A 12750-nucleotide genomic window follows, 5' to 3' on the forward strand; every position below is an offset into this window, starting at 1 on the left:
GGCCTGCCTCCCGCGCCGCGACGCTGAGGCCGCCTGCCGTTCGACGGCGTCCCGACGGCCCGGAGGTCGCCATGCAGACCGACGACGACCTGCTCGTCCCCTGGGACTCGCACACGACAGGAGCCCGGCAGCCGCACCGGAGGCGTGCCTTCTCCGACCACCTGGTGGCGTACCTGGCCGTCAACGCGACCCTGTGGATCAGCTGGCTGGTCGTCGCGCCGGCGACCGGCGCCTGGTTCCCCTGGCCCCTGGTCCCGACGGTGGGCTGGGGCATCGGCCTGGCGATCCACGCATGGTGGGCATCCGGCCCGCGGGGTCGTCCGGTCGACGCAGCCCTCGTCCCGAGCCGGCGGGACCGTCCGGCGCAGCCGTGATGACGACGACCACGCCCGCCCCGGGCGGTCTGTCCGGCGCCGAAGCCGCCCGTCGGCGCCCCGAGGGCGGCAACCGCCTCCCGGTGGAGCGACCGCCCTCGCCGGTACGGCTGCTCGTCGGACAGCTGGTGCACTTCTTCGCCCTGCTGCTCTGGGGCGCCGCCGGCCTCGCGCTCGTGGGCGGGATGCCGCAGCTGGCCGTCGCCATCGTGGTGGTCGTCGTCCTCAACGGCGTCTTCGCGTTCGTGCAGGAGTACCGGGCCGACAAGGCGGCCGAGGCGCTGCGCGACCTGGTGCCGCACCGCGTCACCGTGGTCCGGGACGGCCGCCGGCAGGAGGTCGACGCCGTCGACCTGGTCGTCGGCGACCTGGTGCTGCAGGAGGCCGGGGACCGGATCGCCGCGGACCTGCGACTGGTGGACGTGCACGGGCTGCGGGTGGACGAGGCCACGCTGACCGGTGAGAGCGTGCCGGTCGACAAGGACGCCGGGGATCCGACGTACGCCGGCTGCTTCATCGTCGAGGGCGAGGCGTCGGCCGAGGTCGTCGCCATCGCCGGGGACACCCGGCTGGCCTCCATCGCCACGATGACGCGCACCGTCGAGCGGGCGAAGACGTCCCTGACGAAGGAGCTCAACCGGGTGGTCCGGCTGGTGACCGTGGCCGCGCTGGGCCTGGGAGCGGTCTGCTTCGGCGCGGGGTTCCTCATCGGGTTGCCGCTCGGCGAGGGGTTCCTCTTCGCGGTCGGCGTGACCGTGGCCCTGGTCCCCGAGGGGCTGCTGCCCACCGTGACCCTGTCGCTCGCCCGCAGCGCGCGGATGCTCGCCCGCCGCAGGGCCCTGGTCCGGCGGCTGGAGTCGGTGGAGACGCTCGGCTCCACCACGTTCATCTGCACCGACAAGACCGGCACCCTCACCCAGAACCGGATGTCCGTCGTCGCGGTGTGGACGCCGCAGGGGTCGGTGACCGTCCGCGGGACCGGCTACGAGCCGACGGCCGACCTTGACGGCGCGCCCGGCGCGGCCGACGCCGCCCGCGTCCTGGCGACGACGGCGGTGCGGTGCTCCAGTGGGCACGTCCGGGAGGACGGCGGGAGCTGGACCGCCGTCGGCGACCCGATGGAGGCGGCGCTGGACGTCCTGGCCCGGCGGCTCGGCGGGGGCGCCGCGACGACCGGTGTGCCGGGAGGCGGCCGACGGTTCTCCTTCGACCCCCGCCGCCGACGGATGTCGGTCTGGACGGCCGGCGAGCTGTCGGTCAAGGGCGCGCCGGACAGCGTGCTCCCCCGCTGCCGGAACGCCGGGGATGCCGCCGCGGATGCCACAGCCGCGGCGCACGCCTTCGCCGTCCGCGGCCTGCGGGTGCTCGCCGTCGCACGCCGCACCGTCGACCTGCCGGTGGACGCGGACGCCGACACCGCCGAGCGCGACCTCGAACTGCTCGGCCTGGTCGGCATCGAGGACCCGCCGCGCCCCGACGTGGCCGAGGCGCTGGCCGAGTGCCGCCGGGCCGGGATCGCCGTGGCCATGATCACCGGTGACTCGGGCCCCACCGCCGCGGCGATCGCGAGGGAGATCGGCCTGTGGCAACCGGGCAGCCTCGTCGTCGAGGGGAAGGACCTCCCGGCCGACCCCTCCGAGCTCGGTGAGCAGCTCGACCGCGACGGCACGGTCGTCTGCCGTGTCGCGCCCGAGGACAAGCTGCGCATCGCCCAGGCACTGCAGGCGCGCGGCCACGTCGTCGCGATGACCGGCGACGGCGTGAACGACGGGCCGGCGCTGCGCGCGGCCGACATCGGCGTGGCCATGGGAGCCAGCGGCACGGACGTCGCCCGGCAGGCCGCCGACCTGGTCCTGCTCGACGACCACTTCGCCACGATCGTCGCCGCGGTCCGCCAGGGCCGGGCGACCTTCGCCAACATCCGACGCTTCCTGACCTACCACCTGAGCGACAACGTCGCCGAGCTGACGCCGTTCGTCGTCTTCAGCGTCACCGGCGGCGGGATCCCGCTGGCCCTCGGCGTACTGCAGATCCTCTGCCTCGACATCGTCACCGACCAGGGACCGGCCCTGGCGCTGGGCGCCGAGCCGGCCTCGGCGCGCGTGCTCGACGGCCCGCCCCCGCGCCGGCGACTGGTCGACGGAGCTGTCCTGCGGCGGGCCCTCGGCGTGCTCGGCCCGGTGGAGGCGGCGGTGTCGATGCTCGCCTTCCTCGCGGTCCTGACCAGCGCGGGCTGGTCCTTCGGCGCGGACGTCCCGGGCGGCGTGCTCGCCTCGGCCAGTGGCGCGGCCTTCGCCGCCGTCGTCCTGGGGCAGGCAGCCAACGCGTGGGCCTGCCGCAGCTCCACGCGGCCGTTCTGGCGGCTGGACCCGCGGAGCAACGCGCTGCTCGTGTGGGCGGTCGGCGTCGAACTCGTGCTGCTGGCCGTCGTGCTCGCCGTCCCGCCGGTCGCCGGCCTGCTGGGTCAGGCCCTGCCGCCGGTGCTGGGCCTGGGCGTCGCGCTGCTGGCCGTGCCCGCCGTGCTGCTGGCCGACGCGGCGCACAAGGGCCTGCGGACCGTTGGCCGCCGGCGCGGAGCCGGTGCCGAGCCACCGGCTCCGGGCCCGGCGGATCAGCGCACGCCCTCCCAGAGGGCGCACTCGGCGGCGTAGGGGTCCTCGACGACGCTGGGCGCCAGGTCGAAGCGCATCACGGATCTCCGGTCGAGGTCGTAGCGCGGCCAGCCCGGGTAGCCGTCGGTGGCGAACCGGATCCACGCGCGGTGCATCGTCTCGGCGAGCTCCTGCGGAGGGTCCTCGCCGAGCGCCCCGCCCATCATCTGCCGGGTCCGCAGGTCCAGGGTGTCGAAGACGAAGGGGATCTCCAGGGCGTGGCAGGCGCCCAGCCGGCCGCCGAGGATCGGCGAGGGCCAGGCGAACTCGTATGCGTAGGTGGCTCCTGACCCGGAGGTGTGCGCGTCGGCCAGCCGCAGGGCCGGGACCCGCACCCACCAGTCGGTCATCACCGCCGCCAGCACGTCGCCCGGGCTGCGGGCGGGGTCGACGGCCCGGTAGTGCCGCAGGGCCGTCTCCGCGGTCAGTCCGAAGGCGGCGGTGGACCACGATCCGTAGACCTCCACCGGCCCGGCGAGGGCGTCCTCGGTGACCTGGTCGACGAAGCCGCCCAGGACCGGGCCGAACCGCCAGTCGTCGGCGTTCGTGCCCACGAGGACGTCCACGTCGCCGCCGGCCCCGGCGGTGATCCGGTCGATCGGTGGCGCCGGGAGGACGTCCCCGTCGACCACCGGGTGGAACGGCATCGTGCTGGCCACGACCTCCGTGCCCCAGCGTGCCGGGTCCGGGGACGACAGGACTTCGGCGTCGATCTGGGCCTGGGCCTCGAGCAGCCGCTCCACCGGGACCCGGGCCACCGCCTCGCGGGTGGCCGGGACACCCAGCACCTCGGCCAGCCGGGCGCCGATCCGCGCCGCCTCCGCCGCCGGGACGACCTGGTGCGCCGCGCCGCTCTGCAGGACCGCCCGACGGAACAGGCCCTCCGCTCGCGGCATCGACAGCAGGTCCCCGATGCACATGGCGCCGGCGGACTCGCCGAAGACGGTGACGCGTGCCGGGTCCCCGCCGAAGGCGGCGATCTCCTCCTGCACCCACTCGAGCGCGGCGACGTGGTCGAGCAGGCCCAGGTCCGCCCCGTCGTCCCCCTCCCCGAAGTACAGGAAGCCGTCGGCACCGGTGCGCCAGTTGATCGTCACGCAGACGACGCCGTCACGGGCGAACCGGCTGCCGTCGTAGCTGCCACCGGAGCTGAAGTGGAACGCCCCGCCGGGGCTCCACACCATGACCGGCAGCCCCGCCGCGCCAGGGTCGGGCGTCCAGACGTTGAGGTTCAGGCAGTCATCACCCATCTCGGCCGGGTCGAACAGCAGTCCCATCGGGTCGTCGCGGGGGAAGCGCGGCTGAGGTGGCTCGGGCCCGAGGACGGTGGCGTCGCGGACCCCGGACCACCTCGGGGCCGGTCGCGGTGGTCGCAGCCGGAGCGCTCCCACGGGCGGCGCCGCGTAGGGGATGCCCAAGAAGGAGCACACCCCGCCGACGGCGGTGCCGTGCACGCGTCCGTGGCGGGTCTCGACGATCGCTTCCATGACGACCTCCTGCGGCTCAGGTCGGCATCGTCGCCGGGGCCACCGCGGCCGCCCAGGGGCGCAGGGCTCCCCCGCGCCAGGCCGTGCGACCCCGGGCCGGAGGTCCCGCGCGGTCCGGTCTTCTGGCCGCGTCGACCGCCGCAGGAGACCAGCACCGTCGGTACCGCCCATCCCTGCGACGAGGAGGCCCGACGTGGACGCGGAGAAGACGTGGACCGTGCGCATCGACATCGGTGAGCACGACGGCCGGACACGGGCCGTCGCTCACCTGCAGACCCGCGACACCTCGACGGTGACCGGGGTCGGGTTCGCCCGGCTGAGCCCGGAGGACCGGGACGTCCCCGAGATCGGCGACGAGATCGCCGCCGCCCGTGCGCTGTCCGACCTGGCCCACCGGCTGCTGCGGACCGCCACCGAGGACGTCGAGCAGGTCACCGGCGAGCACGCCCGCCTACCGTTGTGACGAGCTCATGAGTCTCGACGCGGCCTCCGATCGGTTCGCGGTCGGCCTCTCGGCGCCCGGGCTCCTGCCCGGCGACGCGCTCGGGCTGCAGCAGCCCGACATCCCGCAGATCCTCATCGCCGACGTCGGCATCCTCGAGGCCGGCTGCGTCGTCGTACCGATGGACGTGCTGTTCGAGGTCGGGGCGGTCGGCCACCTCCCGCAGGACTCCAGGGTCCGCATGATCGTCGAGCGGGAGCTGGTGAGCTGATGGACCGGATGGGTCCGCTCGACGCCGCGTTCCTCCAGATCGAGGACGAGCAGCCGGGCACGTCGCTGGCGATCTCGTCGATCGCGGTCTTCGAGGGGCCGGTCCCGTCGGCCGGCGAGTTCGAGACCGCGCTGGCCGGGCGGCTGGCGCTGATCCCCCGGTACCGGCAGGAGGTCCGCCAGGTGCCGTTCGACCTCGGCCCGCCGGTGTGGGTGGACGCTCCGGACTTCGACCTGGCCTACCACCTGCGCCGGACCGCATTGCCGGCGCCCGGCGGGGACCGCGAGCTGGCCGCGCTCATGGGCCGGGTCATGTCGCAGCGCCTCGACCGGAACCGGCCGCTGTGGGAGTACTGGCTGGTCGAGGGGCTGGCCGAGGACCGATGGGCGCTGATCAGCAAGGTCCACCACTGCATGGCCGACGGCGTCTCCGGCACCGACCTCTACCGCGTCGTCCTCGACCCCGGTCCCGAGCCCGGCCCCGCCGTCCCCGACGACTGGCACCCGCGACCGGAGCCGTCGACGGCGGAGCTCACCGCGCTGGCGGCGCGGGACCTGGCCACGCTGCCCTGGCGGACGACGCGGGCGCTCGCCGGCACGGCGCGCTCCCCCCGCGCGCTCGGGCGGCTCCTGCTGACCACCGCCCGCGGCACCGCGGCGCTCGCCACCGCCCTGCTGCCCACCCGCGCCTCCTCGCTGACCGGGCCGCTGTCCGCGCAGCGGCGGTACGCCTTCGCCCGCGGCCGCGTCGAGGACGTCTCGGCGATCCGCGACACCTTCGGCGGGACGTTCAACGACGTGGTGATGACCGCGGTCACCGCCGGCTTCCGGCAGCTGCTGATCAGCCGCGGCGAGCGCCCGGCCCCGCACGTCATCCGGTCCCTGGTGCCGGTCAGTGTGCGGGCGCCCGGCGAGGAGAGCATCCGGGACAACCGGGTCTCCTCGATGCTGGCCGACCTGCCGGTCGACGTCGCCGATCCGCTCGAGCGCCTGGCCGCGGTGCGGGAGCTGTTCGGCCGCCTCAAGGCCGAGCACGAGGCCGAAGCCGGCGCCGTCCTCGTGCGCCTGGCCGGCGCCGAGCCCTTCGCGCCCGTGGCGTCGGGCATGCGGCTGACCTGGCGCCTCCCCCAGCGCAGCATCACCACGGTGACCACCAATGTGCCGGGCCCCCGGGCGCCGCTCTACGCCCTCGGCCGCCGGTGCGTCGAGATCGTCCCGTACGTGCCGATCGCCTCACGGCTGCGCGTCGGGGTGTCGATGTTCACCTACGCCGGCCGGCTGACCTTCGGCATCACCGGCGACTACGACACCGCGGCCGACGTGTGGACCCTGGCGCGCGGCATCGAGGACAGCCTCGATGAACTCGCCGCCGCGGCCGACCTCGCCGCGGACGCCGCACCGGAGCCCGGGACCGCCGCCCGGCTCGCACCAGGGGCCGACAGGCGCTCATCGGACGCGTCTCCAGCTGCGCAGGGAGCGTCACCTCCGGTCTCGGCACAGACCCGGCCGTCGTCCCCCACGCGGGCGCGCTCGTGACGGCCCTGGGCATGGAACTGGCCGATACGGTCAGTTCCAAGGGGACTGCAGGTCCTGGTGGCGGCCGGTCCTCCGGCCGCTCCCATGTCAGGCGGTCAGGCGACCCCGAGGACTCGACGCAGACCGCAGGTCCGCACCACAGCGGGGAGTCGCCCGTGACGACGTCCGCCCGACCCGGCAGCGGGCAGGCACCGTGACACCGGAGGAGTTCTTCGCCGGGTCGTCCTTGGGCGCGGGCGCGTACGACCGGGTACGCGCTCTGCTCCCCGCCTGCGAGGTGCGGGTGTCAGGCAGCCAGGTGTCGTTCCGTGGACGGCGTGGGTTCGCCTGGCTGTGGCGGCCCGACCGGTACCTGCGGCGGCCGGCGACGGAGCTCGCGCTGTCGGTCGGGTTGGGGCGGCGGGACCCCTCACCCCGGTGGAAGCAGGTCGTCCACCCCTCTCCCCGCCACTGGGTGCACCACCTGGAAGTGCACGACCCCGCCGAGATCGACGACGAGGTCGCCGCGTGGCTGCGCGAGGCGGCCGAGCGCGCCGGCGTCGCGGAGGTCCCCCGGTGACCGGCTGGCTGCTGCGCTACGAGGGCCTGGACCCGGCGCAGGAACCGCTCCGCGAGGCGCTGTGCACCCTCGGCAACGGCCGGTTCGCCACCCGCGGCGCGGCTCCGGAGTCGCGTGCCGGCGGCTGCCACTACCCCGGCACGTACGCGGCGGGGGTGTTCAACCGGCTGACCGATGAGGTCGACGGGCGGCGCGTGGAGAACGAGAGCATGGTCAACCTGCCCGACTGGCAGTCGCTGACCCTGCGGATCGCCGAGGGCCCGGACCTCGGCCCGGAGACCGGGACGGTCTCCGCGTACGTGCAGGAGCTGGACCTGCGGCGCGGCGTGCTCACCCGCCGGTACCGGGTCACCGACGCGCAGGGGCGGACCACGCGGATCGCCCAGCGCCGACTGGTGTCGATGGCCGACCCGTTCCTGGCCGCGCTCGACACCACGGTCGTGGCGGAGAACTGGGAGGGGCGGATCGTCGTCCGGTCCGGCCTCGACGGCCGGGTGGAGAACACCGGGGTGGCGCGCTACCGGCACCTGAGCGGCCGGCACCTGCGGCCCGGCGAGGCCGCTGTCGGCGACGACGGCGTGGTGCAGGTGACTGCTGAGACGTGCACGTCCCGCATCCGGATCGGACTGGCCGCGCGGCACCGGGTGCTCGTCGACGGCCGGCCGTGCGACGTCCCGGTCGTTCCGCTGGTGGAGGGCGACACCTACGCCGGCACGGAGGTCGCTCTCGACGTCGTCCCCGACCGGGCGGTGACCGTCGAGAAGGTCGTCGCGCTGTGCACCTCACGCGACCGGGCGATCGACGAGCCGGGGGCCGCCGCAGGCGACGAGCTCGTCCGCGCTCCCTGGTTCGACGGTGCGCTGGCCCGCCACGAGTTCGCCTGGCGGCGCCTGTGGGACCGGTGCGACGTCGAGATCGACGGCCGGGTGCGCCCGTCGCTGATCCTGCGCCTACATGTGTTCCACCTGCTGCAGACGGTTTCTCCCCACAGCATCGACCTCGACGTCGGCATCCCCGCGCGGGGGCTGCACGGCGAGGCCTACCGCGGGCACGTCTTCTGGGACGAGTTGTTCGTGCTGCCCTTCCTGAGCCTGCGGCTGCCCGAGGTGGCCCGGGCGATGCTGCTCTACCGCTGGCGCCGGCTGCCGCAGGCCCGGGCCGCCGCACGAGCGGCCGGCCGACGCGGTGCGATGTTCCCCTGGCAGAGCGGGTCCACCGGCCGCGAGGAGTCTCAGCTGCTGCACCTCAACCCGCGCTCGGGGCACTGGCTGCCCGACAACTCGGCACTGCAGCGACACATCGGCCTGGCCGTCGCCTTCAACACCTGGCGCTACTACGAGGCGACCGGCGACATCGCCTTCCTCGACGTCCACGGTGCCGAGATGCTCCTGGAGGTCGCGGCCTTCTTCGCCGATCTCGCCACCTACGACCGCAGCGACGACCGCTACGACATCTGCGGCGTCATGGGACCCGACGAGTACCACGACGCCCTGCCCTGGCGGGACCGGCCGGGCCTCGACGACAACGCCTACACGAACGTGATGACCGCCTGGACGCTGGCCCGCGCGCAGGACTGCCTCGACCTGCTCGGCCCACGGCGGCAGGCCGAGCTGCTCGACCAGCTCGGCCTGGGCCGTCCGGACCTCGAGCGGTGGGAGCACGTCTCCCGGAAGTTGCGGCTGTGCTGGCACGACGACGGGGTGCTCAGCCAGTTCCGCGGCTACGACCGGCTGGAGGAGTTCGACTGGGACGGCTACCGCCGGCGCTACGGCGACATCAGCCGGCTCGACCGGATCCTCGAGGCGCAGGGTGACTCGACCAACGGCTACAAGCTCTCCAAGCAGGCCGACGCGGTCATGGTGTTCCAGCTGCTGACGGCCGACGAGTTCTACGCGGTCCTCGACCGGCTCGGCTACCCGCACGACCGGCAGACCATCCCCCGGACCATCCGCTACTACGTCGACCGCACCTGCCACGGCTCGACGCTGTCGAAGGTGGTGCACGCCTGGGTGCTGGCCCGCGGCAACCGGCGCAGGGCCTGGGACTACTGGCTCGAGGCGCTGGAGAGCGACATCGCCGACACGCAGGGCGGCACGACCGGCGAGGGGATCCACCTGGGTGCGATGGCCGGCACGGTGGACCTGCTGCAGCGGGCGTTCACCGGCCTGGAGACGCGGGGGGACGCGCTGGGCCTGGACCCGTACCTCCCGGATGCGCTCGCGAGCATGCGGTTCCGGCTCCGCTACCGGGACCACCCGGAGGTCGAGGTCGCGATCACCCACCACGAGGTGGTCGTCGGGGGCAACCCCGGACAGGCGGCCGTGCTGCCGCTGCGCGTCCGCGATGTCACCTACCAGCTCGACCCGCGGAGCTCCCTGCGGGTGCCACTGTCCCGGAAGCGGAACAGCCGGGACCGGTGACCGGGATCAGCGGGACACCGGCTCCGGCTCGGGCGCCGTGGCCGTCTCGGCCGCGGGTGCCGCCGGGGCGGCGGGGAGCCGGAGCCGCTTGAGCAGCAGGGCGTTGACCGCCACCAGGAACGACGAGCCCGACATCGACAGGGCGGCGATCTCCGGCCGCAGCACCAGCCCGAGCGCCGGCTCGAACACCCCGGCCGCGATGGGCAGCGCGATGGCGTTGTAGCCGATCGCCCAGCCGAGGTTCTGCCGCATCTTGCGCAGCGTCCCCCGGCCGATGGTCAGCGCGGTGGGGACGTCGAGCGGGTCGGAGCGCATCAGGACCACGTCGGCGGTCTCGATGGCGACGTCGGTGCCGGCACCGATCGCGATGCCGAGGTCGGCCTGCGCCAGGGCCGGGGCGTCGTTCACCCCGTCGCCGACCATCGCGACCCGCTTGCCGGCCCGCTGCAGTTCGGTGATCTTCGCGGCCTTGTCGCCGGGCAGCACCTCGGCGATGACGGTGTCAGTGCCCAGCCGGCCGGCGATGCGCCGGGCGGTGGCCTCGTTGTCCCCGCTGAGCATGACCACCTCGACACCGGCCTCGTGCAGCGCGGCGACCGCGGCGGCCGAGGTCTCCCGCGGGGCATCGGCCAGCGCGATCACCCCGGCGGCGCGACCGTCGACGGCGACCAGGACCGCGGTGCGGCCGCTGCCGGCCAGCTCGTCCCGGCGGGCGCCGAGCGTCCCGAGGTCGATCCCCTCGTCCGTCATCAGCCTGGCGTTGCCGACCAGCACCCGGCGCCCGGCGACCTGGGCGGATGCCCCGTGCCCGGGGACGTTGCGGAATCCCGCGGCGGTCAACGCCGCAACGCCGAGGGTGCCGGCGTGCCGGGCGACGGCGGCGGCCAGCGGGTGCTCCGACTCCCGCTCCACCGCGGCGGCCAGCGCCAGGACCTCGTCGGCGGCCATCCCGTCGACGACGACGTCGGTGACCTCCGGCTCGCCCTTCGTCAGCGTGCCGGTCTTGTCCATCACCACGGTGTCGATGCGGGCGGAGGTCTCCAACGCGGTGGCGTTCTTGAACAGCACGCCCCGCCGCGCGCCCAGCCCGGTGCCGACCATGATCGCCGTCGGGGTGGCCAGGCCGAGCGCGTCCGGGCAGGTGATCACCACGACGGTGATCGCGAACAGCATGGCCGTGGCGAACGACGCCCCGGCCAGCAGCCAGACGGCGAGGGTGAGACCGCCACCGATCAACGCGACGAGCACCAGCCAGAACGCGGCCTTGTCCGCGAGCCGCTGCCCGGGGGCCTTCGAGTTCTGCGCCTCCTGCACCAGCGCCACGATCTGCGCCAGGGCGGTGTCGGCGCCGACCTTGGTGGCCCGCGCCCGCAGCGTGCCGGTGGTGTTCACCGAGGCGCCGATGACCTCCGCGCCGGGCGCCTTGTGCACCGGCAGGCTCTCCCCGGTGACCATCGACTCGTCGACCTCGGACTCGCCGTCCTCGACCGTCCCGTCGACGGGGATCTTCGCGCCGGGGCGGACCAGCAGCAGGTCCCCGACGACGACGTCGGCGGTGGGGACCTCCACCGGCTGCCCGTCGCGCAGCACCACCGCGCGCGGCGGCGCGAGCTCCAGCAGGGTGCGGATGGCGTCGTTGGCGCCGCCGCGGGCGCGCATCTCGAACCAGTGCCCGAGCAGGACGAACGCGGTGAGCACGGTGGCGGCCTCGTAGAAGACCTCCCCGCCGCCGGTCAGCGTGATGACCAGGCTGTATCCCCAGCCCGCGCCGACCGCGACGGCGACCAGCACCATCATGTCCAGCGTCCGGGCCCGCAGCGCCCGCCAGGCGCCGTCGAAGAAGATCCAGGCCGACCAGAAGACCACCGGCAGCGACAGGACCAGCGAGAAGACGTCGTCGCGCAGCCCGAACGGCGCCGGCACGGAGAAGCCGAGCACCTCCCGGCCGATCGGCGACCACAGCAGGATCGGGACCGACAGGACCGCGGCGACCAGGAATCGGTTGCGCATGTCCCTGGCCATGCCGTCCATCGACATGCCGGCGTGGTGGCCGCCGTGCCCCATCGCGTCCTGCGGCGTCATCCCGTCGTGTCCGCCGTGGTCGTCACGCGCGCGGGGCTCCGCGGCGGGGTCGCACACGTGCCGAGGAACCGACTGCCCGGCGCAGTGGTAGCCGCAGTCGCGGATCCACGCGGTGAGGTCGGCCACCGAGGAGCGCGTGGGGTCGTAGGTGACCGTGGCCGTCTGGCCCACCGGGTTGGACTCGACCCCCAGGACGCCGGGGCGCCGGCCGAGCACGCGCTCGACCGTCGCCTTCTCCGACGCCCAGTGGACGCCGGCGACCTCGAGGACGACCGTCTGCTTCTCCTCGGTCTTCACCGCTGATCCCTCGCTCACGCGCAGAGGCATGCCGCTGCGGCGTCGTCCCCCGGCGCCGTGTCCGGCCGTGTCAGCGCGCCAACGTCCCGGTGTCGCGCAACGTGGCCAACTGCTGGCGGTACTGCTCCTCGGTCAGCTCCCCGCGCGTGTACCGCTCGGCCAGGATCTGCTCCGGCGAGCGCTGAGCGGCGGGCTGCTCCTGCTGGCGGGCGTAGCGGATCAGCAGCATGCCACCGAGTACCAGGAAAGCGATGAACAGCAGGCTGCTGACCGTCATGGCGACCCAGCCCCAGCCACTCATGTGATCACCGACGTACCAGCCCATCATCCCGGTCTCCGCTCCTCCGCCCGGGCGCCTCGGCCGCTTGGGGACCCGACGCCATGTCCCGAGCCTGCGTCGCGGCGGCCGCGGCCGGCAGCGAGCGAAGGTCACCTCGGCCGGGGACCTACGGCTCCGCCCTGCCGACCCCGGCCACCGGCAGTCGCCGAAGCCCGGGACCTCCGTCCCCGTGGGGGACGGCGCCCGACCCTGGGCGCCGGTGCGCCGTCTCCCTAGCGTCGTGGGCACACCGAGCGGAGGAGGAGCCGTGCAGACCAGGGACGTGATGACGCGCGACGTGGTCGTCGTGGGT

General features: G+C 74.5%; 10 protein-coding genes. 7 read left to right on the plus strand and 3 right to left on the minus strand.

Going from position 1 to position 12750, the window contains the following annotated elements; all coding sequences use genetic code 11:
* The first annotated feature begins 71 nt into the window (after positions 1-71).
* Together FN207_RS25805 and FN207_RS25810 are read left to right on the plus strand one after the other, a co-directional pair.
* Entirely contained in the window at positions 72-374 is a 303-nt protein-coding gene (locus tag FN207_RS25805) for a 2TM domain-containing protein (protein ID WP_142461319.1), read from the plus strand.
* A complete protein-coding gene (locus tag FN207_RS25810; RefSeq protein WP_142461320.1) occupies positions 374-3025 on the plus strand; it encodes a cation-translocating P-type ATPase in 2652 nt (883 codons plus the stop codon). The genes FN207_RS25805 and FN207_RS25810 overlap by 1 nt, the downstream gene beginning before the upstream one ends.
* Here FN207_RS25810 and FN207_RS25815 read toward each other — a convergent pair.
* Complete coding sequence (locus tag FN207_RS25815) at positions 2986-4512, minus strand: carboxylesterase/lipase family protein (RefSeq protein WP_142461321.1); 1527 nt, start codon at positions 4510-4512, stop codon at positions 2986-2988. The two genes, FN207_RS25810 and FN207_RS25815, sit on opposite strands and share 40 nt — an antisense overlap.
* A gap of 193 nt (positions 4513-4705) precedes the next feature.
* On the opposite strand from FN207_RS25815, the gene FN207_RS26790 reads away from it, so the two are divergent.
* From FN207_RS26790 to FN207_RS25840, 5 genes are all read left to right on the plus strand, one after another.
* Positions 4706-4975: a DUF1876 domain-containing protein gene (locus FN207_RS26790; protein ID WP_142461322.1), complete on the plus strand. Its 270-nt coding sequence runs from the start codon at positions 4706-4708 to the stop codon at positions 4973-4975.
* Positions 4976-4982: 7 nt separating this feature from the next.
* The gene (locus tag FN207_RS25825) at positions 4983-5225 is read left to right on the plus strand and encodes an AMP-binding protein (RefSeq protein WP_142461323.1); all 243 of its coding nucleotides are present in this window, start codon (positions 4983-4985) and stop codon (positions 5223-5225) included.
* On the plus strand, positions 5225-6760 hold the full coding sequence (locus FN207_RS25830) for a WS/DGAT/MGAT family O-acyltransferase (RefSeq protein WP_142461324.1): 1536 nt from the start codon (positions 5225-5227) through the stop codon (positions 6758-6760). Before FN207_RS25825 ends, FN207_RS25830 begins: the two co-directional genes overlap by 1 nt.
* Before the next feature lie 193 nt (positions 6761-6953).
* A complete protein-coding gene (locus FN207_RS25835) occupies positions 6954-7319 on the plus strand; it encodes a DUF5655 domain-containing protein (protein WP_281282175.1) in 366 nt (121 codons plus the stop codon).
* Entirely contained in the window at positions 7316-9739 is a 2424-nt protein-coding gene (locus FN207_RS25840; RefSeq protein WP_142461325.1) for a glycoside hydrolase family 65 protein, read from the plus strand. The genes FN207_RS25835 and FN207_RS25840 overlap by 4 nt, the downstream gene beginning before the upstream one ends.
* 6 nt (positions 9740-9745) lie before the next feature.
* Here the strand turns inward: FN207_RS25840 and FN207_RS25845 are convergent, their stop codons facing one another.
* Positions 9746-12136: a heavy metal translocating P-type ATPase gene (locus FN207_RS25845; RefSeq protein ID WP_221888414.1), complete on the minus strand. Its 2391-nt coding sequence runs from the start codon at positions 12134-12136 to the stop codon at positions 9746-9748.
* Positions 12137-12188: 52 nt separating this feature from the next.
* Positions 12189-12446: an SHOCT domain-containing protein gene (locus FN207_RS25850; RefSeq protein ID WP_142461327.1), complete on the minus strand. Its 258-nt coding sequence runs from the start codon at positions 12444-12446 to the stop codon at positions 12189-12191.
* Between the last annotated feature and the right edge of the window lie 304 nt (positions 12447-12750).

Origin of the sequence: Geodermatophilus aquaeductus (assembly GCF_900182545.1) — a bacterium.
In the GTDB taxonomy this organism is placed as follows: domain Bacteria; phylum Actinomycetota; class Actinomycetes; order Mycobacteriales; family Geodermatophilaceae; genus Geodermatophilus; species Geodermatophilus aquaeductus.